30 protein-coding genes are annotated in these 24,953 nt (G+C 71.8%); 13 read left to right on the plus strand and 17 right to left on the minus strand.

Going from position 1 to position 24,953, the window contains the following annotated elements:
* The first annotated feature begins 1 nt into the window (after window position 1).
* Together ACSMXR_RS35265 and ACSMXR_RS35270 are read left to right on the plus strand one after the other, a co-directional pair.
* The gene (locus ACSMXR_RS35265) at window positions 2-1,117 is read left to right on the plus strand and encodes a fatty acid desaturase family protein (protein ID WP_473170797.1); all 1,116 of its coding nucleotides are present in this window, start codon (window positions 2-4) and stop codon (window positions 1,115-1,117) included.
* 36 nt (window positions 1,118-1,153) lie between these two features.
* Window positions 1,154-1,336: a hypothetical protein gene (locus tag ACSMXR_RS35270; RefSeq protein WP_010062402.1), complete on the plus strand. Its 183-nt coding sequence runs from the start codon at window positions 1,154-1,156 to the stop codon at window positions 1,334-1,336.
* Window positions 1,337-1,438: 102 nt separating this feature from the next.
* Here the strand turns inward: ACSMXR_RS35270 and ACSMXR_RS35275 are convergent, their stop codons facing one another.
* Window positions 1,439-2,275: a hypothetical protein gene (locus ACSMXR_RS35275; protein ID WP_137233169.1), complete on the minus strand. Its 837-nt coding sequence runs from the start codon at window positions 2,273-2,275 to the stop codon at window positions 1,439-1,441.
* Window positions 2,276-2,479: 204 nt separating this feature from the next.
* On the opposite strand from ACSMXR_RS35275, the gene ACSMXR_RS35280 reads away from it, so the two are divergent.
* On the plus strand, window positions 2,480-3,385 hold the full coding sequence (locus ACSMXR_RS35280) for an oxygenase MpaB family protein (protein WP_473170798.1): 906 nt from the start codon (window positions 2,480-2,482) through the stop codon (window positions 3,383-3,385).
* A 47-nt stretch (window positions 3,386-3,432) separates the two neighbouring features.
* Here ACSMXR_RS35280 and ACSMXR_RS35285 read toward each other — a convergent pair whose 3' ends face one another.
* The 5 genes from ACSMXR_RS35285 to ACSMXR_RS35305 all read right to left on the minus strand — a co-directional run bounded on the left by ACSMXR_RS35285 (window position 3,433) and on the right by ACSMXR_RS35305 (window position 8,302).
* Window positions 3,433-4,032: a class I SAM-dependent methyltransferase gene (locus ACSMXR_RS35285; protein ID WP_473170799.1), complete on the minus strand. Its 600-nt coding sequence runs from the start codon at window positions 4,030-4,032 to the stop codon at window positions 3,433-3,435.
* Between the two features lie 60 nt (window positions 4,033-4,092).
* Entirely contained in the window at window positions 4,093-4,668 is a 576-nt protein-coding gene (locus ACSMXR_RS35290; protein ID WP_103508461.1) for a TerD family protein, read from the minus strand.
* Between the two features lie 223 nt (window positions 4,669-4,891).
* Window positions 4,892-5,056, minus strand: a complete 165-nt coding sequence (gene tatA / locus ACSMXR_RS35295) for a Sec-independent protein translocase subunit TatA (RefSeq protein WP_473170800.1) — start codon at window positions 5,054-5,056, stop codon at window positions 4,892-4,894.
* Between the two features lie 104 nt (window positions 5,057-5,160).
* Window positions 5,161-7,944 (minus strand): magnesium-translocating P-type ATPase, encoded by a 2,784-nt coding sequence (mgtA, locus tag ACSMXR_RS35300; protein ID WP_473172484.1) that lies wholly within the window; start codon window positions 7,942-7,944, stop codon window positions 5,161-5,163.
* Window positions 7,937-8,302 carry an ArsR/SmtB family transcription factor gene (locus ACSMXR_RS35305; RefSeq protein ID WP_030084704.1) on the minus strand — a complete coding sequence of 122 codons (366 nt, stop codon included), beginning with the start codon at window positions 8,300-8,302 and terminating at the stop codon, window positions 7,937-7,939. The genes mgtA and ACSMXR_RS35305 overlap by 8 nt, the downstream gene beginning before the upstream one ends.
* Before the next feature lie 316 nt (window positions 8,303-8,618).
* Between ACSMXR_RS35305 and ACSMXR_RS35310 the strand changes: the two genes are divergently transcribed.
* Window positions 8,619-9,200, plus strand: a complete 582-nt coding sequence (locus ACSMXR_RS35310) for a GTP-binding protein (RefSeq protein WP_137233165.1) — start codon at window positions 8,619-8,621, stop codon at window positions 9,198-9,200.
* Between the two features lie 26 nt (window positions 9,201-9,226).
* On the opposite strand, the gene ACSMXR_RS35315 is transcribed toward ACSMXR_RS35310, so the two are convergent.
* On the minus strand, window positions 9,227-9,655 hold the full coding sequence (locus tag ACSMXR_RS35315) for a PPOX class F420-dependent oxidoreductase (RefSeq protein ID WP_103509634.1): 429 nt from the start codon (window positions 9,653-9,655) through the stop codon (window positions 9,227-9,229).
* A 140-nt stretch (window positions 9,656-9,795) separates the two neighbouring features.
* On the opposite strand from ACSMXR_RS35315, the gene ACSMXR_RS35320 reads away from it, so the two are divergent.
* The 3 genes from ACSMXR_RS35320 (at window position 9,796) to ACSMXR_RS35330 (ending at window position 11,851) form a co-directional block, all read left to right on the plus strand.
* Entirely contained in the window at window positions 9,796-10,209 is a 414-nt protein-coding gene (locus ACSMXR_RS35320) for a roadblock/LC7 domain-containing protein (protein ID WP_030627870.1), read from the plus strand.
* Window positions 10,210-10,318: 109 nt separating this feature from the next.
* Window positions 10,319-11,323, plus strand: coding sequence for a DUF6397 family protein (locus ACSMXR_RS35325; RefSeq protein WP_473170801.1), 1,005 nt, complete (start codon window positions 10,319-10,321; stop codon window positions 11,321-11,323).
* Window positions 11,324-11,362: 39 nt separating this feature from the next.
* Complete coding sequence (locus tag ACSMXR_RS35330) at window positions 11,363-11,851, plus strand: GNAT family N-acetyltransferase (protein ID WP_137233163.1); 489 nt, start codon at window positions 11,363-11,365, stop codon at window positions 11,849-11,851.
* Window positions 11,852-11,947: 96 nt separating this feature from the next.
* On the opposite strand, the gene ACSMXR_RS35335 is transcribed toward ACSMXR_RS35330, so the two are convergent.
* Window positions 11,948-12,661 carry a histidine phosphatase family protein gene (locus tag ACSMXR_RS35335; protein ID WP_218523608.1) on the minus strand — a complete coding sequence of 238 codons (714 nt, stop codon included), beginning with the start codon at window positions 12,659-12,661 and terminating at the stop codon, window positions 11,948-11,950.
* A 248-nt stretch (window positions 12,662-12,909) separates the two neighbouring features.
* Here ACSMXR_RS35335 and ACSMXR_RS35340 point away from each other — a divergent pair, with 248 nt between their 5' ends.
* Window positions 12,910-13,542, plus strand: coding sequence for an LAETG motif-containing sortase-dependent surface protein (locus ACSMXR_RS35340; protein ID WP_050504903.1), 633 nt, complete (start codon window positions 12,910-12,912; stop codon window positions 13,540-13,542).
* A gap of 196 nt (window positions 13,543-13,738) precedes the next feature.
* Here ACSMXR_RS35340 and ACSMXR_RS35345 read toward each other — a convergent pair whose 3' ends face one another.
* On the minus strand, window positions 13,739-15,886 hold the full coding sequence (locus ACSMXR_RS35345) for a SpoIIE family protein phosphatase (RefSeq protein ID WP_473170802.1): 2,148 nt from the start codon (window positions 15,884-15,886) through the stop codon (window positions 13,739-13,741).
* Between the two features lie 215 nt (window positions 15,887-16,101).
* Between ACSMXR_RS35345 and ACSMXR_RS35350 the strand changes: the two genes are divergently transcribed.
* Window positions 16,102-17,229, plus strand: coding sequence for an enoyl-CoA hydratase/isomerase family protein (locus ACSMXR_RS35350; protein WP_473170803.1), 1,128 nt, complete (start codon window positions 16,102-16,104; stop codon window positions 17,227-17,229).
* A gap of 41 nt (window positions 17,230-17,270) precedes the next feature.
* Here the strand turns inward: ACSMXR_RS35350 and ACSMXR_RS35355 are convergent, their stop codons facing one another.
* A complete protein-coding gene (locus tag ACSMXR_RS35355; RefSeq protein ID WP_137233159.1) occupies window positions 17,271-17,498 on the minus strand; it encodes a hypothetical protein in 228 nt (75 codons plus the stop codon).
* Between the two features lie 65 nt (window positions 17,499-17,563).
* The gene (locus tag ACSMXR_RS35360; RefSeq protein ID WP_137233158.1) at window positions 17,564-18,058 is read right to left on the minus strand and encodes a hypothetical protein; all 495 of its coding nucleotides are present in this window, start codon (window positions 18,056-18,058) and stop codon (window positions 17,564-17,566) included.
* Window positions 18,059-18,199: 141 nt separating this feature from the next.
* Here ACSMXR_RS35360 and ACSMXR_RS35365 point away from each other — a divergent pair, with 141 nt between their 5' ends.
* Window positions 18,200-19,042, plus strand: a complete 843-nt coding sequence (locus ACSMXR_RS35365; RefSeq protein ID WP_473170804.1) for a pentapeptide repeat-containing protein — start codon at window positions 18,200-18,202, stop codon at window positions 19,040-19,042.
* Here the strand turns inward: ACSMXR_RS35365 and ACSMXR_RS35370 are convergent.
* From ACSMXR_RS35370 to ACSMXR_RS35390, 5 genes are all read right to left on the minus strand, one after another.
* The gene (locus tag ACSMXR_RS35370) at window positions 19,039-19,557 is read right to left on the minus strand and encodes an SRPBCC family protein (RefSeq protein WP_473170805.1); all 519 of its coding nucleotides are present in this window, start codon (window positions 19,555-19,557) and stop codon (window positions 19,039-19,041) included. The two genes, ACSMXR_RS35365 and ACSMXR_RS35370, sit on opposite strands and share 4 nt — an antisense overlap.
* A gap of 137 nt (window positions 19,558-19,694) precedes the next feature.
* Window positions 19,695-20,285 carry a hypothetical protein gene (locus tag ACSMXR_RS35375; RefSeq protein ID WP_473170806.1) on the minus strand — a complete coding sequence of 197 codons (591 nt, stop codon included), beginning with the start codon at window positions 20,283-20,285 and terminating at the stop codon, window positions 19,695-19,697.
* A gap of 4 nt (window positions 20,286-20,289) precedes the next feature.
* Window positions 20,290-21,306 (minus strand): DUF6286 domain-containing protein, encoded by a 1,017-nt coding sequence (locus ACSMXR_RS35380; protein WP_473170807.1) that lies wholly within the window; start codon window positions 21,304-21,306, stop codon window positions 20,290-20,292.
* A complete protein-coding gene (locus tag ACSMXR_RS35385; RefSeq protein ID WP_473170808.1) occupies window positions 21,303-21,530 on the minus strand; it encodes a hypothetical protein in 228 nt (75 codons plus the stop codon). Before ACSMXR_RS35385 ends, ACSMXR_RS35380 begins: the two co-directional genes overlap by 4 nt.
* Before the next feature lie 4 nt (window positions 21,531-21,534).
* Window positions 21,535-22,059, minus strand: coding sequence for an Asp23/Gls24 family envelope stress response protein (locus ACSMXR_RS35390; RefSeq protein ID WP_473170809.1), 525 nt, complete (start codon window positions 22,057-22,059; stop codon window positions 21,535-21,537).
* A gap of 293 nt (window positions 22,060-22,352) precedes the next feature.
* Between ACSMXR_RS35390 and ACSMXR_RS35395 the strand changes: the two genes are divergently transcribed.
* The 3 genes from ACSMXR_RS35395 to ACSMXR_RS35405 are packed head-to-tail and all read left to right on the plus strand — an operon-like array spanning window position 22,353 to window position 24,003.
* Window positions 22,353-22,940 carry an RNA polymerase sigma factor gene (locus tag ACSMXR_RS35395; protein ID WP_137233151.1) on the plus strand — a complete coding sequence of 196 codons (588 nt, stop codon included), beginning with the start codon at window positions 22,353-22,355 and terminating at the stop codon, window positions 22,938-22,940.
* Window positions 22,937-23,659: a hypothetical protein gene (locus ACSMXR_RS35400; protein WP_473170810.1), complete on the plus strand. Its 723-nt coding sequence runs from the start codon at window positions 22,937-22,939 to the stop codon at window positions 23,657-23,659. Before ACSMXR_RS35395 ends, ACSMXR_RS35400 begins: the two co-directional genes overlap by 4 nt.
* The gene (locus ACSMXR_RS35405; RefSeq protein WP_473170811.1) at window positions 23,656-24,003 is read left to right on the plus strand and encodes an Asp23/Gls24 family envelope stress response protein; all 348 of its coding nucleotides are present in this window, start codon (window positions 23,656-23,658) and stop codon (window positions 24,001-24,003) included. Before ACSMXR_RS35400 ends, ACSMXR_RS35405 begins: the two co-directional genes overlap by 4 nt.
* Before the next feature lie 90 nt (window positions 24,004-24,093).
* Here the strand turns inward: ACSMXR_RS35405 and ACSMXR_RS35410 are convergent, their stop codons facing one another.
* Window positions 24,094-24,924, minus strand: a complete 831-nt coding sequence (locus tag ACSMXR_RS35410) for an NADPH-dependent F420 reductase (RefSeq protein WP_473170812.1) — start codon at window positions 24,922-24,924, stop codon at window positions 24,094-24,096.
* Between the last annotated feature and the right edge of the window lie 29 nt (window positions 24,925-24,953).

Here is a 24,953-nt window from a genome sequence, read left to right on the forward strand (position 1 = left end):
CATGCCCCAGGCGACAGCCACTGTTGCGGATCCCGCCGACGAAAGCAGTCCGGGCCGCCCCGCCGGCGCCCAGGGGGCGGCGGCGGGAAGCGACTTCGCGCCGCTGCTGCGCGCCGTGCGGGACCAGGACCTGCTGGAGCGCCGCACCGACCGGTACGTCCTCGGCATCGCCGCCAACCTGGTGGCCCTGGGCGCGCTGATCACCGGCTTCGTCCTGTTCGGAGACACCTGGTGGAGCCTGCTCCTCACCCTGCCGTTGGCGGTCCTGTGGACCCGTACGGCCTTCGTCGCCCATGACGCCGGGCATGCGCAGATATCCGGTGACCGCAGGACGAGCAGACTGATCGGTCTCGTGCACGCCAATCTGCTCCTCGGTATGAACGAGGCGTGGTGGAACGACAAGCACGTACGCCACCACGCCAACCCCAACCACATCGACAAGGACCCCGATGTCGGTGTCGGCGCGCTGGTCTGGACTCAGAAGCAGGCGGCACAGCGTGAGGGATTCGCCCGCTGGCTGACCAGGAACCAGGCCCGGCTGTTCTTCCCGATGCTGCTGCTCGAAGGCATCGCGCTGAAGATCTACGGCTTCCAGTTCCTGCGCCGCCAGCCCCTCCGGGAGCGGGCCGTCTCGGCGCTGCTGCTGACCGCGCACATCGGCCTCTACGCCGCGCTGCTGCTGAGCACACTCTCGGCGGGCAAGGCGATCGTCTTTGCTCTGGTGCTGCACGCGCTGTTCGGTCTCCACCTGGGCATGGCGTTCGCCCCGAACCACAAGGGCATGGAGATGCCCGACCCCGACGGCGAGCGCTGGGGCCACCTCCAGCGGCAGGTCCTGACCTCGCGCAACGTACGCGGCGCCGTCCTGACGGACTGGTTCCTCGGCGGGCTGAACTACCAGATCGAGCACCACCTCTTCCCGAGCATGCCGCGCCCCAACCTGCGGCTCGCCCAGCCCCTGGTCAAGGCGCACTGCTCCGCGATCGGCATGCCGTACACGGAGACCGGACTGATCGAGTCCTACCGGCAGGCGCTGTCGCACATGCACGAGGTCGGTGAACCGCTGCGACAGGGCGGGCCGACGGGGAACGTACGGGAGCGCGAAGGCGTTCACTGAACAGGAGCGGCGCCGGCCGCGAAGGAGGCGTGGACCATGTCGAATGGTGCGAAGGTCGCTATCGGGGGAGTGCTCGCGGCAGCCATCCTGTGGCCCCTGATCGGATTCTGGTGGGCGCTGCTGGTCGTGATCGGGGTTCCGGTCGCCGGCTATCTGCTGCTGGACCCGTCCCAGCGGCGCAGGCTCCGTAGGATCAACCGCAAGGAGATCGGCCGCTGAGCCCCGACCCGGACCTGCCCTGTGCGGGATCACCGCGTAGGAACCGTGCGGCTCGGGTGGCGCGCGGGTGACCCGGATCGGCCCGGGTGACCCGCGAGGGTGTCACGTGGGGTGGACGGCCAGCTCGTCCAGGGCGGTGAGCAGGCCGGGCAGCGCCGCTCCACGGCCGACCGGGATGACCGTTCCCGGCTCCTCGTCCAGCAGGAACAGCGCGATGTCGTCGGTCCGGGCCACCATCGACCACCCCGGCCCGTCGACGCGCAGCGTGCGTGCGTCGGCCGATGCGTACGAGGAACGGATCCGCCCGGGAGGCGGCGGCGTCTTCGTATAGCCGTCCGCCTCCGACAGGGCCCTGCGTACGCCGGGGTGCCGGGAGGGCGGGGAGGACGCGCCCTCCGGTTCTCCCTCGGCCCCCGGCCGTACGAACTGCTCGTCGTCGATCTGCTCACGCCATGTGGACCACTGCGCGGCGATCTCGTCGGCCCCGAGCCGCCGCTGCGCCGGACCCCAGGCCTCCGCGTCGGGAGGGGCCAGCGGCGCGGGTCCCTCCCCGTCCGTCTCGGGATCGTGCGGATCCGGGACGCCGGGCGCCGAGACGGCCAGGTCCATCGGCCAGCCCGGCAGCGCGCACACCATGGAGCGCTCGTCGGGGGAAAGGTCGTGCTCCATGCCGCAGTCCCACGCGGCGATGGCGACTGCCACCTGGGAGGCGTCCTCGACGACCACGGTCCACCGGGCCCCCTCGCCGTCCTGGCCGAGGATGAGGCCGTAGCCCTCCTCGTACGGTTCGAGCGCGAGCGCGCCGCACGCGGCCACGTAGTCGTCGCCCAGCACGCTCGGGAACCGCGCGGGTGTCAGCAGCATCGCGGTCAGTACCAGCAGTGCGTCATCGGCGGCCGCATCCTTCGCACCGGCCACGGTGTCCTCCCCATCGCTCATCGCCCACCCGCCCATCGCTCGGTCCCGTGTTCCTTGGTCGTCGGCGCACCCTAACTACTCGGTAACCCCCTCGTCGAGGCCCTGGCGAGCAGCGGCGGACCGAGGCCGGGCCCACCCCGTCCGGGTGGCGGAAGGCCGAAGGGCCGGGTGCGCGCGTGAGGCCTCCGCGTAAACTCGGACGTCCGGCCGAACGAGGGGAACAGCATGGTGAAGCGGTACGACCGGCTGAAAGAGATTCAGCGCCTGGACCCCGAACGGGACTTCCTGGAGATCTACCGCCTCACCGTCACCTACGAGTTCCCCTGGGACATTACCCGCGCCCTCGAACTGGCCCTCTACCGCACCTATGCGGTGCCGAGCATCGGCCGACTCCTCGACGAGACTGCGGAGTTGACGGAGCGTTCTCAGAAGCGATACGACGACACGGCCTTGCTGCTCGACGCGGTGGTGGAGCACGGTTTCGAGACCGACGAAGGCCGCACGGCCGTCCGCCGGATCAACCAGATGCACCGCAGCTACGACATCAGCAACGACGACATGCGCTACGTCCTGTGCACGTTCGTCGTCACCCCGAAGCGCTGGCTGGACAGTTTCGGCTGGCGGCGGCTGTGCTGCCACGAGCTGGGCGCCTTCGCCGCCTACTACCGCACGCTCGGCGCCCGCATGGGGATCAAGGACCTCCCCGGAACGTACGAGGAATTCGAGAACACCCTCGACGCCTACGAGCGCGAGCACTTCGGCTGGGACGAAGGAGCCCGCCGGGTCTCCGACGCCACCTTGGCGCTGATGGGGTCCTGGTATCCGGCGCCTCTCGCCCCGGTGGTGCGCGGCGCCAGCCTCGCGCTCCTGGACGACTCGCTGCTCAGGGCGTTCCGCTACCGCCGCCCGGGGCCGGTCGCCCGCGGGCTGACCAGGGGCGCGCTCCGGCTCCGGGCCCGTGCCGTCAGGCTTCTGCCGCCCCGGCGGACGCCCCACTACGCACGCCAGAACCCCGAGATCAAGGGATATCCGGAGGGGTACGAGATCGCGGAGCTCGGTACGTTCCCCACGCCGGGCGTCCGCGGCTGCCCCGTTCCCAGCCGCAGGCCGTCGCAATCGCCCGCCGAGTGATGCGACCGCCCCGGCCGTCCTGACGTGGCCGTACGCGCCTTCGGCCCTCAGGCCTCCCTGGCGGCGAGGGCGAGAAATCGGTCGTCCTCGTCGGTGTAGGACTCCAGCCGCCACCCCGCGCCGGCCAGCAGCTCACGCAGCCGGGGCTCGGCCCGCAGGTCGTCGTCGGTGATGGCGCGACCCTGACGCGCGGCGAGAGCGGCCCGGCCGATCGGATGGAACAGAGCCAGGACCCCGCCCGGCCGGACCACCCGGGCGAGCTCCGCCATATCGGCCCCGGGGCGGGTCAGATGCGAGATCAGCCCGGCTCCGAACACCGCGTCCAGGGCTCCGTCGCGCAACGGCAGCCGCGCGACGTCCGCACGGAGCAGCGTCCCGCTGTCCCCTCGGCCGGCCCGCGCCGCCGCCTCCAGCATGGCGGGAGTGAGGTCGGCGCCCAGCACCGTGCCCCGTGGCCCGACCACCGCCCGCAGTGCGGGCAGCGCACGGCCCGTTCCGCAGCCCGCGTCGAGCACGGCATCACCGGGGCGCAGCCCCAGCATTCCGGCCGCTGCGGCGTAGGCGGGTCCGTCGTCGGGGAACCGGCTGTCCCAGCCGGCCGCACGCGGGGTGAAGAAGTCCAGGACATGAGCGTGGTCGTCGGCCATGGGGACATGATCGCGCAACCGGCGAGGGCTGCGCGATCACCGGACGCCCGACCGGTCCGCTCAGACGTTGACGCCGTAGTCCGATGCGATGCCCGCAAGGCCCGAGGCGTAGCCCTGGCCGACGGCCCGGAACTTCCACTCGGTGCCGTGTCGGTACAGCTCGCCGAAGACCATCGCGGTCTCGGTGGAGGCGTCCTCGCTGAGGTCGTACCGGGCGAGCTCGACGCCGTTGGCCCGGTTCACCACACGGATGAAGGCGTTGCGCACCTGACCGAAGCTCTGGCCCCGGCTCTGGGCGTCATGGATCGAGACCGGGAAGACGATCTTCGCGACCTCGGCGGGGACCGAGGACAGATCGACCTCGACCGACTCGTCGTCGCCCTCGCCCTCACCCGTCAGGTTGTCACCGGTGTGACGGACGGAACCGTCGGGGCTGTTGAGGTTGTTGTAGAAGACGAAGTGGCTGTCGGAGAGGACCTTGCCCGCCTCGGAGCACAGCAGCGCACTGGCATCCAGGTCGTGATCGGCGCCGGTCGTGGTCCGCACGTCCCAGCCGAGCCCGACCGTCACGGCGGTCAGGCCGGGGGCCTCCTTCGACAGGGAGACGTTGCCGCCCTTGGCCAGGGTCACACCCATGAAATTCCTCCAGTGTTCCGTCGGTCCGCACATGCGATCCGGTGCCCGTGGCTGCTCCGCGTACGTGCCCGGGGGATCGGTGCTGTTCTGCTGTCACTCTTGTGGCCGCTACCTGTACGAACGCTCGGCGCGGCGTTCCGGGTTCCCGGATTGCGCAAGCCGTGAAATGAGCGGCGGCCGAAGGAGGCCGGGGAAGGCTTGTTCTTCGCCCGGCCATGGCGCGTCAGTGGGCGTTCTCGTCCTTCATCGCCTTGGCCTCGCTCTTGAGGATGCGCATCGACTTCCCCAGGGCGCGGGCCGTGTCCGGCAGCTTCTTCGAGCCGAAGACGACGATCACGATGACCGCCAGGATCAGCAGGTGCCAGGGCTCCAGGCCGTTGCGCAACATTCTGGTCCCGCCCTTCTCTCCGTTCGCACGGCAACAGTTGCCGCATTGCGCAACTGTACAACTATGGATGCGGGCCGGACCGGGCGCCCCTCGGAGTGGTGCCCTCAGTGTCCGGCGTGCTCTCCCCGCCGTTCCGTCACCTGGTCCGGTGCGGCGTCGGGCAGGTGGCGGCGCTCGTAGCGGCGGCGGGCCGCCGTGAGCCCGACCGCGTACAGCCCCAGGACCGAGCCGAGCAACAGGTAGTAGAGGGGCGGCAGGGCGCTCATGCCCAGCAACGGCCCGAGCGGGGTGAGCGGAAGGGCGACGCCGACCGCCGCGAGGCCCGCCGCGGCGGCCCGCAGCGGGCCGCCCGCCCGGCGCTCGGCGGCGCTGCGCCCGGTACGCAGCAGGATCATCACGAGGGCCTGGGTGAGCAGGTTCTCCGTGAACCACCCGGCATGGAACGCCGCCTCCCCACCGTCCCCGGAGGCGTTGTGGAGGGCGAGCGCGAGCACCCCGAAGGTGGCGAGGTCGGCGGCCGCGTTGAGCAGGCCGAAACCCGTGATGAAGCGCAGGAAGTCACGCGGCCGCAGGGCGGTGGGGCGGCGCAGGACCGATGCGGCCGGCCGGTCGAACGCGAACGCCAGCTGCGCCGCGTCGAAGCAGAGGTTCTGCACCAGCACCTGCGCCGGGAGCATGGGAAGGAAGGGCAGCATCAGCCCGGCCGTCAGCATGGCGATGACATTGCCGAGATTCGAGGAGAGCGTGATCCGCAGATAGGTGGCGATGTTCCCGCTGCTGCGCCGGCCCGCCAGCACCGCACGGTCGATCGCGGTGAGGTCCTTCTCCGCCAGGACGACATCGGCCGCCTCCCTGGCCACATCCACGGCGTTGCGCGGGCAGATGCCGACGTCGGCGGCGTGCAGGGCGGGCAGGTCGTTGACGCCGTCGCCGAGGAAGCCGGTCGTGTGGCCGCCCGCGCGCAGGGCCGAGACGATCCGGGCCTTGTGCTCGGGGGTGCAGCGCGCGAACACCGTGGCCCGGTCCGCCACCCGGACCAGCTCCGCGTCCGACAGGGTGTCCACCAGCTCGGCCGTCACCACATCGTCGGGCCCGGGCCTCCCCGCCGGGTGCAGACCGAGGTCCGCGCACACCCGGGCGGCCGTGCCCGGATGGTCACCGGTGAGCACCTTGACGCTCACCCCCCGCCGCGCGAGCACCCCGAGGGCGTCGGCGGCGCTCGGAGCCGGAACATCCCGCAGCGCCACCAGACCCAGGAAGGTCAGCCCCCGCTCGTCCGCGGGGGTGTACGCGCCCGCCCGTGCCACCCGGTCGGCACGGGCCACGGCCAGCAGGCGCAGCCCGGTCCCGGCCTTCCGGTCCGCCAGGGCGAGCAGCCGGTCGCGCTCCTCCCCGTCCATGGCACAACGGTCGAGCACCGCCTCGACGGCGCCCTTGGTGACCAGGGTGTGGACGCCGAGCCGCCCGGGCCTCCGCACCACGGCGGTCGCGACGCGGCGCACCGGATCGAAGGGCAGCACGGCGACACCTTCGTACGCCTCCGGATCCACCTGCCCGGCAGCGGGCGGACCGCACGCCTCGGCGGCGTCCAGCACCGCCTCGTCCAGCGCGTCGGCCGCGGGCAGTTCCGCCAGCTGGAGTGTCCACAGCGCGCTGACCGCAGCCCACCGCAACACGTCCGGATCGGACCGGTCCGCACCGTCGGTCGCCCCGGCGACGACAGGCCGGTCCTCGGTCAGCGTGCCGGTCTTGTCCAGGCACAGCACATCCACCGCACCCAGGTCGTGCAGCGCCGGGAGCCGCTTGACGATCACTCCGCTGGTGCGTGCCAGCCGGGCGGCGCCCCGTGCGAGCGTCGTCGTGACGATGACCGGCAGCATCTCCGGGGTGAGCCCGACGGCGACGGCCACGGCGAAGGGCAGTGTCTCCAGGCCCCGGCCACGCAGCGCCGCATTGGCCATCAGCACCAACGGCGGGGTCAGGAGCATGAAGCGGATGAGGGTCCAGGAGATCCCCTGGACCGACCGGTCGAAGGCGCTCGCGCCCCGCTGCCCGGCCCGCCCCTCGTGGGCGGCGGCGAACCGGGTCTCCCCACCGGTGGCCACGATCACCGCCGTACCGCTGCCGGAGGTGACACTGCTGCCCTGGAAGCACCACTGCGGCTGCGCGAACGGCCCGGCCCCGGACAGTGCGGGGTCGGGGACGTCGAGGGCCTGTTTGACCACGGGCACCGACTCCCCGGTCAGCGCGGACTGATGGACGGTGAGGCCGTCGGTGCGCAGCAGCAGCACATCGGCGGGTACGAGATCGCCCGGCCGCAGCCGGATCACGTCCCCCGGCACCAGGTCGGCGACCGGCACCTCCCGCTCCAGGGGAGGAGCCTCTTCCGAGGCGCGGCGCACCACGGTCGCCGTGGTCGCCACCAGCTCCCGCAGTGCCGCGGTCGACCGGTCGGCGCGGTGTTCCTCGGCCGAGCGCAGCAGACAGCTCACCGCGACGAGCGTCAGGATGACGCAGGCGGTGCCCCAGGCGGAGACGAGGGCCGACACCAGGCCGAGGCCGAGCAGTACCGAGGTGAAGGGGTCCCGGAGGCTGCGCAGGAAGCGCCGGGGCCAGGGCACGGGCCGCCGGGCGGGCAGAACGTTCTCGCCCGTCCGGCCGAGCCGGATCTCGGCCTCCGCCTCCAGCAGCCCGCGCGGCCCGCTGTCGAGAGCGCGGAGCGTCTGCAGAGCGGTGGGGCCGGTGCCGGAGGCCGGGGCGATGGCCGTGAGGCTCCCGCCGGACCCTGCCGCGGAATCCGTGCCGGTGCCCGCGCCGGGAAACGGTGTGACGGAGGCCGGTGCGGCGGCGAGGTGTCCGGAGCCCGCGGCTGAACTGCTCTCAGGCACCGAGCTCACGCAGGCGGACGGGCTCCTGGGAGGCGTGCCCGGCGCGTTCGGCCAGTTGGCCGACCATGAGCCGGACGACCGTCACCACATCGGGATCGTCGACCAGATAGACCTGCCGTCGGCCTTCGCGGCGGGAGCGGACGAGACCGGCCAGTTTCAGCTTCGTCAGATGCTGGCTGACCGAGGGAAGCGTGCCGCCCACCCGCTCGGCGAGCCCCGTCACATCGCTCTCGCCCTGGGCCAGCGCCCACACGATGTGCAGCCGTGCCGGAGTCGCCAGGAGCCCGAACGCCGCCGCGGCCTCCGCGAGCACCTCCGCGGGCGGATCCTGGAAACCGCCGCCGGAACCTGTCGACACGCTCGAATCTCCTCGTCCCCGGACCGTCTGCGCGGGCCCGGCACCGCTGCCCGTTCCAGGCAGCCGAAAAGACCAGTGTAGGGGCCACTCCGGAAGGGCCCGGGGCGGGCGCAGGACATCCGGCTCGTCCAAGAGGGACGTAATGAGGTCGGGATGCGGCAAGAAACGACCATGGCGAAGTCGCATCGGTCAAGAACGATCAACCAGCTCGGACGAGGCCGACGGGTTGCCATGCTGTCGGCCCGAACCATTCCTGAGCCCCGCAGCCCGACGCCCGAAGCGATTCCTGAAGAGAGACAGAGAGGGACGCACGCCCATGATCGGAGAGGACATCGCGCTCACCCTGAAGATCGTCGTGGCGGGCGGCTTCGGGGCCGGGAAGACGACCCTGGTCGGCTCGGTCAGCGAGATCCGCCCGCTGTACTCGGAGGAGACGCTGAGCGAGAGCGGCCGGGACCGGGACGACACCGACGGGGTGGAGCGGAAGGCCACCACGACCGTAGCGATGGATTTCGGCCGTATCACCGTCCACGAGGGCCTCACCCTCTATCTGTTCGGCACCCCGGGCCAGCACCGCTTCTGGTTTCTCTGGGACGAACTGTGCGAGGGCGCCCTGGCGGCGATCGTGCTCGCCGACACCCGGCGGCTGGAGGACTGCTTCGCCGCCGTCGACTACTTCGAGCGCAGGCGGATACCGTTCGTCGTCGCCGTCAACCGCTTCCCCGGCGCTCCCGACCATACGGAGCGCGATGTCGCGCGGGCGCTGGACCTCGACCCGGGCACGCCGGTCGTGCCGTGCGACGCCCGGGACCGGGCCTCCGGAAAAGAAGTCCTGATTTGTACGGTCGAGTACGCCGGGCGGGTGCACACCGCCCGGCTCCTCGCCTCCGTCGGCTGACGGCGCGGCGTCGAAACCCCGGTCCGTCAGTCGGCCATGTCCGCCATCGCGACCACCTTGTCGATCCGCACCCGCACGACCAGTTCGCCGGGCACGCCGTTGCGTCGGCCGAACTCCTCGGCCACGTCGGGCGCCACGTAACGGCCGGCGATCCGCGTCGCCCACCGCAGGAGTTCTTCCGGGTCCTCGCTCAGCTCGGCATGCCCCTGCACCACCGCGAACGCGTACGGAGGCCGGTCGTCGTCGACGCACAGGGCGACCCGCCCGTCGCGTGCGAGATTGCGCCCCTTCACGCTCTCCTTGCCGGTGTTGAAGACCACCGAGTCGCCGTCGAGAAGGAACCAGACGGGTGCGATGTGCGGACTGCCGTCGGCCCGCACTGTCGAAACCTTCGCCGTGCGCGTGCCCTCGGAGAGGAAGGCCCGCCATTCTTCATCGGTCATGTGGTGTGCCATGGGCCCATCCTGAGCCCGATCCCCGCATGGCGCGAAGCGGCACCCCGGGCGGTGAGGGGCGCTTGCCCCCACGGGGCCGTTGCGCGAGGCTTACGCGCGTAGCGGGGCACGGGGAACGAAGGTACGGGGAGGACGAGCACATGCCGCTTGACCGGGGACTTGACTGGCTCCTTGACGATCTCACCAACAGGGTGCAATTCATACGGCACGCCTTGGTGCTGTCGAACGACGGGCTGGTCACCGGGGCCAGCACCGGTCTCGCCCGTGAGGACGCGGAGCATCTGGCGGCGGTCTCCTCGGGGCTGCAGAGCCTGGCGCGCGGATCGGGGCGCCACTTCCGGGCGGGCCGGGCCCGCCAGACGATGGTCGAGTTCGACGAGGCCCTGCTCTTCGTGACGGCCGCGGGCGACGGCAGCTGCCTGTGTGTGCTGACGGCGGCCGAAGCCGACGTCGGCCAGGTCGCCTACGAGATGACCCTGCTCGTCAACCGGGTCGGAGAACACCTCGGCGTCTCCGTCCGCCAGGGCGGGCCCGAGGACGTCGAACCTTTCTGACCTGCAACTTCCGTCGCCGGTGAAGAGTTATCCACAGGGCTGACGGGTGATGACTCCCTCGGGCTACCGTGATCACGGAGAGTATTCGAGCCCACGGGGGAGGACAGTCATGACGGTCAGGGAAGTGTTCCGAACGCACACCGGGACCCAGGACGCGCGGGCGCAGGACATCCGGGCGGACGAGCCACGAGCCGAGGGTGCGGGCGCAGCGTCCGAGGGCGGGCGCACCTCGTGTGCCGCCCCGGCGGGTACGGTCGCGGCCGGACGCGCGGCCAAGGAGCTGGGCCTACGACGCGCGGAGTTCGAGCTCGCGGTGCATCTGGGACTGATCGCGGTCGTCGGCGCATCGGGCGGTGGGCGGCCACGGGTGCCGGAGGAGGAGATCGCGCGCCTGCGGGAACAGCCCGGCTTCCCCGATTCCCTGGCCGAGCGGGTCCGCACCGTCGGTACGGCTGCGGGCGCGGCCCTGCTGGACATCGCTCCGGCACGGTTCACCCGGCTGGCACGAGCGGGCTGCTTCTCACCGGTCACGTTCTATCTGAACCGGTATCGCGCGGTGGTCTGGCTCTACCTCGCGGACGAACTGGCCGCGTTCGCCGGCCGGGAACCCGAACTGCTCGCCGGACGGACGCCTCCGGGAATGCGCACGATGCTGGAGTCGGGCGCCGACTGGCGGGCCCGCAACTGGCGTTCGCAGCGCATCGACCGGCTGCTGAGCCGCACGCCGGACCCCTGGGCGCGGGCGGCTGTCCAGGCGTCGGCACTGGACCCCGTACAACTGGCGGAGGTGGTGGACGACCCCTATGAACGCGCCTATCTCGTACGGGTCCGGCCGGAGCCGGTCTTCGGACGGCCGGCGTCCCTGGCGGCGAGGGAGGCCATGGGCGAGCTGACGCCGGCCGACGACCCCGACGAGATCCTCTGGCGACGGATCAATCTGACGCTGGAACTGGACGCCGCGCGCGAGGACCGGCCGGCCCCGCGCCCCGGCGGTGGCGGTGGCGGAGAAGCCCGGGCGGTGCCGGCCGTCCGGAGCGAGGCCGCCGGTGTGAGCCTGCCGACCGGAAAGGGGCTGCTGGCCAGGCTGGGGTGGCGTGGGCGGGGCGCCGGATAAGACATGGCGCCGCTCGTACGGATAGGCCATCCTGTCCGGATGTTGATCAGGGAAGCTACCCCCGAGGACTGGCCCGCCATCTGGCCTTTCTTCCATTCGATCGTCTCCGCGGGAGAGACCCTCACCTATCCGCTCGATCTCGGTAAGGAGGACGCCGAGGGATGGTGGTTCGTCCCGGCGCCGAGCCGGGTGGTCGTCGCCGTGGACGATGCCGGGACGGTGCTCGGTACGGCGAAGATGAACCGCAACCACATGGGCAACGGCTCCCACATAGCCAGCGCCACCTATATGGTCGACCCCGCTCACTCCGGCCGGGGAGTGGGGCGCGCGCTGTGCGAGTACACGGTCGACTGGGCTCGCGCCGCAGGGTATCGGGCCATGCAGTTCAACGCGGTGGTCGAGACCAACACCTACGCCGTCAAGCTCTACCGGTCGATCGGGTTCGACGTGATCGGCACTCTCCCGGAGGGCTTCCACCACCCGACCCAGGGCTATGTGGGGCTGCACATCATGCACAAGGCCCTGTGACGCCGGCGTCTCTTCCCCTTGCCCAGCATCAATGGGTCTGCCTCTTCGAGCGTGCCCCTGTGAGCCTGCCGCCATGAGGGGGAGAGGGCGCGGGGGTCAGACGATGGGCTGACCACCCGTCGGTCCCTGCTCCGGTCGCAGCTCCGTGACCGGCAGCGTTCGGCCGGCCGGGCCGCCGTCCGCCCGGCCGCTCGCGGTGACCCCCGGAACGACCCTCCCGGCCCAGGAGGTGGCCGTCCATCCCGAGTCCGGCGATCCCTCGACCACCACCACACCCGTGTTGTCCAGGCTGTGTTCGGCGGCGAACTCGACCGTCACGTTCCGCGCCCGGGCGGCTGCCCACACGCGGATGGCGGCACCATGGCTGACGAGGGCCACGGTCCCGTGCTCCACGGCCCGCGCCGCCTCGGCCACCACCGCGTCGAAGCGGGCCAGTGCCTCCGTCCCGTTCTCGCCCCCGGGCATCCGGCGGCCGGTGTCCCCGGCCGACCAGGAGAAGGCGGTCGTCAGATACTGCCGGGCGGCGTCCATATCGGCCCGCATCTCCAGGTCACCGGCCGACAGTTCCCGGATCCCGTCCCGGATCAGAACCTCCAGGCCCCGCTCCGCGGCCAGCGGCGCGGCCGTGAGCTGCGTACGCGTCAGGGTGGAGGCGTACAACGCGGCGATGTCCTCCCCGGCGAGCGCCCCGGGCAGCGCCGCCGCCTGCCGCAGACCCAGGTCGGTGAGGCCGGGGCCGGGGTGCGCGGTGTCCAGGAAGTGGCCGAGGTTGGACGGTGTCTGGCCGTGACGGATCAGCAGCATGCGCATAGAACGGGTCAAGCTCCAGGCTCGGGCGCGTGGGCGGCGGCAGATAGATGCACAACCCACCCTCTCATTCGGCCACCACCGAAGGACAGTTCCGCGAGAGGCCTGCCCGCCTTGCCGGAAGTAGCGCGGATATGGACCGAGTTGGTGCCGGGAACTACGCACGGGGCGGATGCGCCGTTCCGGGGCGATGGCAGTACTGTGCGCCCCACCGCCATTCGGGCGATGAGAAGTATCTGGAGGAACAATCCATGACCATACCCAGGAGATCGTGGCGTGGCGCGGGAGCACTCGTGGCCGCTGCGGTCGTCGGTCTGACCGGAGGCGTCATCGCCGCCGGTCCGGCCGTCGCACACACCCCCACCTGGGCCGTGACCTGCTCCGAGGTCACCGTTGACCTCACCAACTACACGAGCGACGTCCCCAACACGGTGACGGTCTCGGTGGACGGCAAGGACCTGCTTCCGACCGAGACCTTCGGCCGGGAGTTCCACAAGAAGCTGGCGCTCCCCGACCACGACAAGCCGGTGACCGTCCGACTGGTCGTCAAGGACGCCGACGGCGACGGCAAGCACTCCCTCGACGACTCGAAGACGGCGGAGGTGTGCGACGAGCCCAGCCCGACGCCGACCGAGCCGACGCCGACCGAGCCGGCCCCGTCGGAGACGCCGTCCACCGAGCCGCCCGAGCCGAGCGCCACCCCCAGTGAGCAGCCTTCGGAGTCCGCGCCCGCAGCGCCCGCCCCGAGCCCGAGCACGCCGGACCTGGCCGAGACCGGCTCGTCGTCGTCGACGCCGGTCATCGGTGGCGCCGCTGTCGCGGTGCTGCTGGCCGGTGGCGGCATTCTCTGGGCCGTCCGCAAGCGGCGTACCGCCCAGAACTGACGCTCCTATGCTCACCGGCCCGCGGCGCCGGCAACACCGGGCGGCGGGCCTCGTGAGCCGTAGGAACGCAGAGAGCGGCCGGAGCCCGTCCGGGACCGGCGGCCGAGGCCGCCCGAGCCACGGTTGAGGCCGTACGAGCCGTGGTCGAGGGGTGTGTCGCAGCACCACGGTGCTGCGACACACCCCTCTTCGTTCGTCACGGCTCCACGATCGTCGACGGCGGCGCGGTGGACGGCGGGGAAGCGGGCGTCGGGGGAGTGGGGCCGATCTCGCACCAGACGGCCTTGCCCTCGCCACGGGGTTCGATGCCCCACCGCGTCGCGACCGCGTCGAGCAGAAGCAGCCCCCGGCCGGAGGTGGAGGTCTCGCCCGGTGTACGTCGACGGGGCCAGGCGCTGGACCGGTCCTGGACCGACAGCCGGATCCGCCGCACCGGTTCGGGCAGCACCTCCAGGGTCAGGACGGCCCCGCCCTCGGTGTGCAGGAGGACGTTCACCAACAACTCGCCCGTGACGAGCTCCGCGTCGTCGGCGAACTCGGCCATGTCCCAGTCGGCGAGTGCCTGGCGCACGATCGCGCGGGCGTCCGAGAGTCCTTCCGGGTCCGCCTGGTGGATGTACTGGTGGAGCCGTGGCGCGTGCGTCGACCCGACGTCCGGGCTCCGGCGCAGCACCAGAAGGGCCACATCGTCGCCCGACCCCCACCGTTCCCACAGCCGTTCCGACAGATGATCCGCCAGCGCCTCGGCTCCGGCGGGTCCGGCGCTCACCTCGTTGCGCAGTGCGTCGATCCCGGTGTCGAGGTCGGCTCCGGGCTCCTCCACCAGCCCGTCCGTGTACAGCACGAACGTCTCACCGGGCACCAGGTCGAGCCGGGTCTCCGGAAACTCCTCGTCCAGAAGGTCCGTGGAGGTGCCCAGCGGCAGCCCGCCGCGCACCTGCGGACTGCCGACCCGCCCGTCGACGTGGCGGATCAAGGGGCCGAGGTGCCCGGCCCGCACGACCTTCACCGTTCCGGACGCCAGGTCGACCTGGGCGTATGTGCAGGTGGCGAAGCGCTCGGTGTCGAGTTCGGAGAGGAAACGGGAGGCCCGTGCCAGCACGGTGGCCGGAGGGTGCCCCTCGGAGGCGTAAGCGCGCAGGGCGATGCGCAACTGGCCCATGATCGCGGCGGCGTGGGTGTCGTGCCCTTGAACGTCCCCCACGACCAGCCCGTAACGGTTCTTGGGCAGGGTGATCACGTCGTACCAGTCGCCGCCGACCTGCCGGCCGCTCCACGCGGCGTGGTACCGGACGGCGATCTCACCGCCCTCGACGTCCTGTATCCGGGGCGGGAGCATCGCGGACTGGAGCTGGGTGGCGAACTCACGCTCCTCGTCGAAGAGCATCGCCCGCTGCAGCGACTGGGCCACGATCGCGGCAAGCCCCAGGCACAGAATGCGCTCGTCCGCGTTGAAGACCGTGCGTTCGCGGTAGAAGAGGGCCAGACCGCCGAGCGAACGGGCCTGGGCCACCAGCGGGAGATACGCCGCCGCCCGGAATCTGAGCCTCCCGAGATGCGGCTCCAGCTCCGGATAGCGCCGGGCCAGCGCGGCGAGGGAGGTGATGAACCGGGGGCGCCCGCTGCGGATGGTGTCCGCGAGGGGGAGGTTGCGGTCGAGGTCACCGGAGCCCAGACCGTCGAGCACCTCGAGCGACTCGCCGCTCAGAGCGACGATGTTCAGCGCGGAGTTCTCCACGAGCCCCAGGGCGAGACCGTCCGCGCCGAGCCGGGCCAGTCCGCCGGGGCCGGTGAGGGCGGCCGTCACATCGTCCACGGTCACCGCACGGGACATGGCGCTCGTTGTGCGTTCAACGATATTGGTCTGGCGCTGCCGCCGCTTTTCCAGATCGAGGACGAAGGCCGAATGGGTGACTTCCGCCGTCGCGTCCCGGACGACCCCCACGATCCGGTGGGCCCTGCCGTCCTTCGATCGCAGAATGCGGGCCTGGACATGGGTCCACTGCGTGGTCCCGTCGTCCAGCGGTACACGGAAGTGGACGCTGTAGGAATTGTTGCCGCCGGTGATGGCCTCGTCGATCGTGACGTCGAGCCGGGCCCGTTCCGCCGGTTCCAGGCGCTCCATCAGCGCGCCCGGACGTGCGTCGAACGTCGCCGGATCCACGCCGAACACCATGAGCCCGGCCTCGTCGATGTCCAGGGTGCGGGTGTCCAGATCCCAGTCGAAGCTGCCGGTCCGGTTCATGGCGAGGCGTTCCGTCGGCCGGATCTCACCGTTGGTCTTCCGGTCGATCCGGCGGAGCGGAGATGCTTCGGCGTCCTGCCGCCGTTCGTCGTCGGTCATTCCTGCTCCGGAGGTCGCCCGGCGGGGCCTGCGTCGGCGCACCCCGTAGGCCTCAATTGTCGAGCCGTATCCATCGGAGTGCCACAGCGGCCCGCCCCGCAAGGGCCCCCACCGCTTCCGGCTCGATCCGAGGGTCGCAGAATGGCCGCCGAGGACCGTCCGCCACCATGGACGGTGTCCGAGGTGTCCACGAGCCCAGCGAGCGGAGCGCACGCATGAACGACGACCGGCCCGTCCTGCTGGAGACGCGGGGCACCTGCCTGCACCTCACACTGAACCGCCCGCGAGCCCTCAACGCCCTCAGCCACACCATGGTGCGGATCCTCGACGAGGCCCTGGCCCACGCCGAGCAGGACGAGGCGATCGAATCGGTGCTGCTGTCCGGCGCGGGCGACCGGGGCCTGTGCGCAGGCGGCGACATCCGGGCCCTGCACGACGACGCACGGGCCTCGGGGCGTGCGTCCCTGGAGTTCTGGCGTGACGAGTACCGCCTCAACGCCCGGATCGCCCGCTTCCCCAAGCCGTACGTCGCACTGATGGACGGCATCGTGATGGGCGGCGGGGTCGGGGTGTCGGCCCACGCCGGAATCCGTGTCGTCACCGAACGCTCACGCGTCGCCATGCCCGAGACCGCGATCGGTTTTGTACCCGACGTCGGGGGCACCCGTCTGCTGGCCGCCGCCCCCGGCGAACTGGGCACCCATCTGGCCCTCACGGGCCGTTCCGTCGGAGCGGCCGACGCCATGCTGTGCGGTCTGGCCGACCACCACGTCCCGGCCCGCCTGCTGCCGGCCCTGATCGAAGCGCTGGGCGACCCTGCCGCCACGGGCACGCCCGTGGCGGGCATCGTCCAGCGGTTCGCCACGGATCCGCCCGCCGGTGAGCTCGCCGCCCAGCGCGACTGGATCGACGCCAGCTACGCGGCGGACACAGTCGAGGAGATCGTGCGACAACTGCGCGGGAGCGGTGCTCCCGAGGCGCGGACCGCGGCGGACGAACTCCTGACCAAGTCACCTGTCGCGCTCAAGGTCACGCTCGCCGCGGTCCGCCGGGCAGCCCGGCTCGACAGCCTGGAAGCCGTTCTCGACCAGGAGTTCCGGGTCTCCAGCCGGGCGTTCGAGCACCCCGATTTCGTGGAAGGGGTGCGTGCCCGGATCATCGACAAGGACAACGCCCCGCAGTGGAAGCCGGGCTCGCTCGCCGAGGTCGACGATCAGGAGGTCGCCCGGTTCTTCGCGCCGCTCGGCCTCGGCGAACAGGAACTCGGGCTCACTCCGCTGCCCACGGGCGCCCCTGCGCGGGAGGGGAAGGCCGGCCAGGACTCACCCGGCGCACAGGGCTGACCCGGCTCGGACCCACCCGGCGCAGGCCTGTCCGACGCGTCTTATCTGCCGCTGCCGGAAAGGCTCGGCTGCAGCGCCCGGACGAGAGCGAACAGCCGATCCTCGTTACCCGTCAGTCCCGCACTGCGCAGAGCACGGTCGGCCTCCCGCATCGGGGAGGTGAGCAGCGGCAGGTAGACCGGTGCGTCGTCGGGGTCGGCGAGCGCTGCTCGGGTGGCCTCCAACAGGCGGACGTACGCCTGCGCCGCGGCGAGCTCGTCGTTGTCCATCTCGGCATCTCCTCCTCAGAGCTGTCTGGCCGTCAAGCATCCCCCATGGGTCTGACAACGCGGCCTCAAGCCCGGCCGTGCCCGCCGGACAACCCGCTCGGCGGCTCCACCTCCAGATAGCGCCGTCTGCGGGGCCCCCGGTAGAGCAGCACGGTCCAGCCCAGTCCGCGCAAGGTCGAAGCACAGTCGGCCAGCGCCTCCTCCTCGTCGTGAGCGGCGCCGCTGCCGGGCGGCCCGGCCCACTCGACCCGTACCGAACCCGCCGACTCCCCGCCGCTCACCCGGTATCCGGCCGATACCCGGAGCCCCGACGGATCGACGGCCGACGGTGTCGCCCCTGAACTCTCCAGAGCCAACGCGACCGCCCTGACCGGGCGGTTGAGTTCCCACGGTGCGGGCACCGCCTCGGGGTCGGGCCGCCCGGCACCGGTGAGGCGACGGATCTGCAGCAGCCCCTCGAACGCCGTCCGCACCGATGCGGCCCGTGCCTCGGGGGGCTCGGCCGCCGCCGGGCCGTCGCCGGTGGCGGGCTCGAATCCGGTGCTCTCCTCGGTGCCCATGCGTCCCCCTCGTCATACGTACGGCGCCCAGTGTGCACCGGCGGAAGCCGACCCGGAGCGCCACTGCCCGGCGCTTCGGTAGACTCGTGCGCCCTACACCCGGACTTTCCGCAGCACCATCCACGCGAGGACCCGCCACCCGTGCCCGACAACGATCCGACCGCCGTGCCCGACGACGGACGGGAATCTCTGCGCGCGGACTGCACGAACTGTTTCGCTCTCTGCTGCGTCGCGCTCACGCTGACGGCCTCGTCGGACTTCGCGATCGACAAGGACGCCGGACGCCCCTGCCCCAACCTCCAGGACGACTTCCGCTGCGGCATCCACACCCAGCTGCGTCCGAAGGGCTTCTCCGGCTGCACCGTGTACGACTGCTTCGGCGCCGGGCAGAAAGTCTCCCAGGAGACCTACGGAGGCCGCGACTGGCGTTCGTCCCCCGACCTCGCCACGCAGATGTTCCAGGTGTTCCCGGTCATGCGCCAGCTCCATGAACTGCTGTGGTACCTCACCGAAGCCCTCACCTTGCCGGCCGCACGCCCCCTGCACGCCGAGATCCGCCGGGCCCTGGAAGCGACGGAGCGGCACACCGAGCGGCCCGCCGTCGACTTCGCGGAACTGGACGTCGCCGGTCACCGCGACCGGGTCGCCGGGCTGCTTCTGCGGACCAGCGAACTCGTCCGGGCCACCGCGCCCCGCCGCAAGAAGCGCAACCACCGCGGCGCCGACCTCATCGGGGCCCGGCTGCGGGGCGCCGACCTGCGCGGCGCGGACCTCCGCGGGGCCTATCTGATCGCCGCCGATCTCAGCGGCGCCGATCTCCGCCTGGCCGACCTCATCGGTGCGGACTTCCGCGACGCCGACCTTTCGGGCGCCGACCTGACAGGAAGCCTGTTCCTCACCCAGGCCCAGCTCAACGCCGCCAAGGGCAACGCGAAAACAGCACTCCCCACCTCCCTGAGCCGCCCCCCGCACTGGGCCGCCTAGCTCCCGGCACCCCGGACGTCTGCCTCCAGTGCTGCCTTGAGACGCTTCAGCGTCGTACGGATGTTGCCGCCCTGGAACTGCGCAAAGGTCTTCCCGCCCGTCGCGATGCGGTCGAAGGCGTTGGCGAGGAAGTCCGGCCAGCGACGGCGGTCGTCGGTCCAGGTCTCGGTGACCCGGGTCGCGCCGTCCACCGCTTCGAAACGGTATTCCCAGGTGGCGATCGGCCCCGGGAGCACCGGGCGTCGGAGGCCGATCGCATGTACCCGGAAGGCGAAGCGCTCGCCGGGGTCCGCCGCCGTCACCGTGCACCGTGTCGTCCAGCGCACAGCGCCGCGCTTGTTCCGGCCGTCGAAGACCATGCCGACGTATGCGCCGCGCCGATCGGCACGCACGGTCGCTCCCCGGTTCTCGGGGCTCCAACGCCCCATCGCCGTAGGGTCGCTGAGCTGTTCGTAGACCTGCGCCGGGGTGGCTGCGATGACGATGCTGTCCGCTACGGACATGGTGCGGGGCATGGCGCGACTCCTTGTCCACGGCCGTCGTCGGACCACGTCCGGGTGCCGTACGGACCGTGGGGCCGACATCCCGGAACCCCTACCTTACTCGCGAGTAGATTTCGTGGGGTGGCGGGTGGGAGAAGGTCTGCGGCGGTTCAGCGGGTCCGTCGCTCCCGGCGGTTCGCGACCCGTATCCGTATGTCGGCGGGCAGGGCCTGTACGCCGCTGCTGTCGCGGGCGTCCGTGATGACTCCGGCCACGGAACGCGCGGCTTCTGTCGGCCGGGCCTCGGGCTCCACGACGACCGTCACCGCTGCCCGCAGCGGTCGGCCCACCAGACGCACCCGAGCACGCGCCACGTCGTCGATCCCCGCCACCTGCGTCGTCATCGCCCGCTCCCACGCGCGCCTGCGCAGCACCGGCCCGGTCCGCGGCAGCACCGCCCACCGAGGCCCGCCCGACACCGCCTGACGGGCCAACCACCACACCAGCAGCACCAGTACGACAGAGAGCCCGGCGATCACGGCGGGACTCCACCAGCCGTTCTCCCGGAGCCGTGCCAGCAGCTCTCGGTCCAGCAACACCCCGTCCGCCGCAGGTGCCGGCCACCAGCGCGGCACACGGTCTCCCACCGGGCCCCACGCCGAACCGTCGCCCACGGCCAGCCAGCCGCCGCCCACGATCAGCACCAACCCGACGGCACCGAGCAGCGACCGGTTGACCACGCCGCGCCTGATCACCGACATCCCCTCACACCTCTTTCCGTTCAGCCGAAGCCGAAGCCGTCGAGGCTGCCGTGGAATCCGTCGGCTCCTCGGTCGACGGTGGCTGCCCGTGCAGTTCACCTTGGGCCCGCACCCGGATCCGGACCCGGGGCGTAGGCGTCCGCGTCAGTCCCAGCTCCGGTAGGGCCACTCCCACAACCCGGACCACCTCGGCCTCCACCTGATCCGGGTCACCGAACCCGACCTCTGCCCGCACTCTCAGACGCCGCCGCCCCGCGCTCACCCGGGCCCGGACCACCCCCGGCACGGCGGTGGTCCTGTCCTGGACGACCCGGGCGGCGGCCGTACGGTCGAGCGCGGCCCGCAGCCTCGGCGCGGGCACGGTCATCTCCAGCCCGCGTCGCAACCCAGGAAGCAGGGCGCACCCCAGCAGCCAGAGCCCGATCAGCGCGGCCAGCACCCCGCCGACTCGTACCGCCGTGTCCGCCGGGCCGTGTGTCGACGCCCAGTCGACCAGCCAGGTCCGCCAGGCGGCGGGCGTGCTGCCGAGCCGGACCGCGACGAGATCCACCAGGAGCAGCGCACAGCCGGCGGCGCCCACGGCAGCCGTCACCGCAGCGGGGACCCGGCGCTGCGCCCGGATGCGGCCACCCTTGCCCACGCTCCCGATGGAGTGCTCCGCCTCGCGAGCCGGATCGTCGGCCGCTGGTGGCTCACCGTCCGCGGGCTGCCGGGCGGGTGGTGCCGGAAGCACCGAGAGCGCGTCGATCCGGATGTCCGTGTGCGGAACGGACAGGCCCGTGAGGGAGGCCGTCCGGGTCTGTGCGTGTTCACGGACCTGTCCTGCCGCCTCATCGGCCCGCACCGGATACGGCAGCCGCACGCCGAGCGAGACCCGTGCCGAGGCGCCGCGCACGGAGGCCGACCCCCGAGTCACCACACCGCCGTCGGGCAGCGCCTCGCCCGCCGCCCGCTCGGCGATCCGTCGGACGGCGCGGGGCGCCACCGTCGTCCTGCCACGCCCGGTGGCCGGGACCGTCATGGCCGGCGCCCCGTCACCGCGTCCAGGAACTCGCGCAGACCGGTGCCCCGGTCCACCAGGTGCCCGGCGAACCATCCCACCGCACCGAGCGACGCGACCACGAGAAACGCCCCGAACCCGCCGAACCAGCCTGCGAACCCCAGCGCCATGCCGGCCGCCGCCCCGAACACTCCCCGGCCCGGTCCACCGCCCACCGGGCCGGATTCGTCCATGCTCCGTGTCACGCCGTCACGCCACGCGGGTCTCGGACGTGGCGGCCTCGTCGTCGTCCTCGGGCAGATGCACGTCGTTGACCGTCACATTGACCTCGACGACCTCAAGGCCCGTGGTGCGCTCCACCGCCGCGATGACGTTCTCGCGGACGTCGTGCGCCACATCGGTGATCGCGACCCCGTACTCGACGACCAGGTCGAGATCGATGGCCGTCTGGCGCTCGCCCACCTCGACCTTGACGCCCCGACCGACGTTCGGTCGGCCGCCCGGCACCCGGTCGCGGACCGCGCCGAGGGTGCGGGAGAGGCCGCCGCCCATGTCGTGGACGCCCGGGATCTCGCGAGCCGCCATGCCCGCGATCTTCACGACGACCGTGTCCGCGATGGAGGTGCGGCCCCGTGTCGCCGCCGGCTCGGCCGCCCCGGTGGCCCCGCTGCCGAGGGTGGTCGTCCCGCCCGCGGAGCCGACCTGCTTCGTCCCTGCCGTCCGCGAAGCCGCGCTCGTGGCGGGCACGGTTGCTGCTGCCTGGGTGGTGGTCATGGAAACTCCTCGCGTCTCGCTCGGCTCGTTGTGCCTGACATTTCGTTGGACACGCCGTCCGGCGATTCGTCACGCGGGTCCGCAGAAATTTCCCGCCGGCCGGACCGCGGCGGGCGACGGCCGACCGTGCCGCGCACAAAACCTCGCGCGGTGCGTGACGTTCGGCCGCGGCGTGTGTCCAACGACGAGAAGCGGTCATGAGACGCGTGGAGAGACGCGTGGAGAGTCATGCACCGGACGCGAACAGAGGCAGGAGCGAGCGTCGTGGAAGCGAGCGGGGAAGGGGTTGGTCCGTGCCCGGCAACGGGAATCAGCTGACGGAGCGCGCGCCGGACGTCGTGCCGGCCGACGAGGCGCTGCTCGTCGTGCGGGCCGGGGAGGGCGACGAGGAGGCCTTCGAGGTGCTGGTGCGCAGGCACAGCCCCGCCATGCTGCAACTGGCCATACGCCTTCTCGGCGACCGGTCGGACGCCGAGGACGCGGTGCAGGATGCCTTCGTGAACGCCTGGCGCAAACTTCCCGAGTTCCGTCGGGACGCCTCGTTCCACACATGGCTCTACCGGATCGTCACCAACCGCTGCCTCAACCGGCTCAGAGCCCGCAGACCGGCGGCCGACCTCGACTCGGTGCCCGAGCAGGCCGCCCCCGAGCACCAGGCGTCCCCCGCCCGGGCGGTGGAGTCACGGGCCGCCGTCGACGCGCTGGCCGAGGCGATGGCGGACCTCTCACCCGAACAACGTGTGTGCTGGGTGCTGCGTGAGATGCAGGGACTGTCGTACGAGAGCATCGCGGCAACGGTCGGAATCAGTCTGCAGGCGGTTCGGGGCCGGGTCTTCCGCGCCCGCCGCTCCCTGACGGAGGCGATGAGCGCATGGCGATGAGCGCCAATCCGGACCGGCCGGAGGAGAGCCGGTACGAGGAGGACGAGCGGCTGGCCTGCGGGCGGCTGCTCACCGACGTCTGGGAGGCCTGGGACACCGGCCGCCCGACGGACGACCCCCACTTCGGCACCTGCCCCTTCTGCTCAACCGCCCTGGCCGATCTCACGGGCCTCGGCGACGCGGTGCGCCGCACCTGTGCGCAGGAGCCGGGCACACCGGACGCCACGGCCGTGACGGCCCGCGTCATGGACCTCGTACGCCTCGAACTGCGCCCGGGGCGCCCACTGCCGCTCGGGGAAGCGGGGGAGGACCACTGGATGGTCGAGGCCGCCGTCGCGCGGATACTGCGGGCGGCGGTCGACCGGCTGCCCGGGGTCCGGGCCGGTAGCTGCCGTATCGCCCCGCTCGACCCGGCGGACCCCGCCGGAGAGGTGCACGTCCGGGTCGAGGTCGCGGCGAGCATCGGCCTGCCCATGCGGGACCTGGCCGACGATGTGCGCGCGCGGATCGCCGAGGTCGCCGACCAGGACATCGGCATCCGCCTCGCCACCACCGATGTGTTCGTCGTCGACATCCTCGACCCTCCCGACACTCTCGACATCTTCTACGAGGACGTCGGACACACCCGGTACGGGGAAGGGGAGGACGGTACGGGCGTGGCCACCGGCGATCAGGCGGACGGCCGGGCGGACGGACAGGGGACGGGAGCAGTGCGATGACCGCGGACACACGACGGGACCGGCTGGCCGGGGCAGCTGCCGAGGCCGCTCGTGGTGTGCCGGGCGTGGCCTTTCTTCGTCCCGGCGTGGTGGACTTGCTGCGCACCCGGATCGCCGGCCGGACCCCGCTGCGCCCCCAGCTCACCGGGAACAGGACGCCGGGAGTGCGAGTCAGCAGGGATGAGGGCGACGGCTGGCACCTCGACATCCGACTCGTCCTGCACCGCGGTCACCGGGCGCTCGACGTGACCCGGCTCGTACAGAAGGCGGTTCTCGCCGCGCTGCCCGAGGAACAGGAGGAACAAGCGGTCTCGGTGCGGATCACCGTGACCGGCGTGGTCTGAGGGCTGCCGACGATCCGGCCGGGCGGACACCCCCGTCTCCCGCCCGGCCGGAGTCTTCGCCCGGCCGCCCCTCCCGTGTGACGCCCGCCGTCAGGCGCGCCACTCCGCAGTACGTTCCGGCGAGGCCTCCGAGAGCGCCTTCACGATGGCATCGACGTCGCCCTGACTGCCGTACACCGGGGTGCCGGGCTGCTGGCGCCACGAATCGTCCAGGCCACCGCTGTCGACCGTGTCGAAGCCCAGCTCGTCGATGAGGTCGCGCACCGTCTGCTTGGCCGCCGGGTCGTCACCCGACACCGGGAGCGCCTGCCGACCGGGAGTGCCCTGCGGACGGCCCCGGTCCAGGATGTCCTGCGCGTAGGTGCCGTTGAACGCCTTGATCACGGGGTGGCCGATCTGCTGCTCCGTCCAGCGGCTCTCGGGCAGCCCCTCCTCGATGGCGGCGATGCGGCCGTCGCGCTGCTGCGGGTAGTAGTTGCCTGTGTCGATGACCGCGGCGCCCTCGGCCGCGCCGTCGAGAAAACCGTCGGGCAGGTCGGGCACAGCCTTGAGCGGCACGGTGACCACGACCACCTGGGCGCCCTTGGCCGCCTCCGACGCGGTCACCGGCGTCGCCCCGGTCTCCTCGGCGAGGGCGGTGAGCGTCTGGGGGCCGCGGGAGTTGGCGACCGCGACCTCGTGCCCGAGGGCGGTCAGACGCCGAGTCAGGTTGCCGCCGATGTTGCCCGCGCCGATGATGCCGATCTTCATGGATCCGACCTTCCGAGCTAGCCGAGTGGAGAGATGGAGAGAGAGATGGGGAGCAGTGGAGAGAAACGAAAGAGCGAGGTGGTTCTGTCGGTTCATCAACTCCGGGGCCGGAGACGCTATTCCGTTCTCCGTAAGGGAATATCCGATCGGCTCCCGGACGTTGACGTGCATTTTCGGTTGTGCCGGCCGAGGACCGAGCG

It is taken from the genome of Streptomyces sp. DSM 106670 (assembly GCF_055792845.1).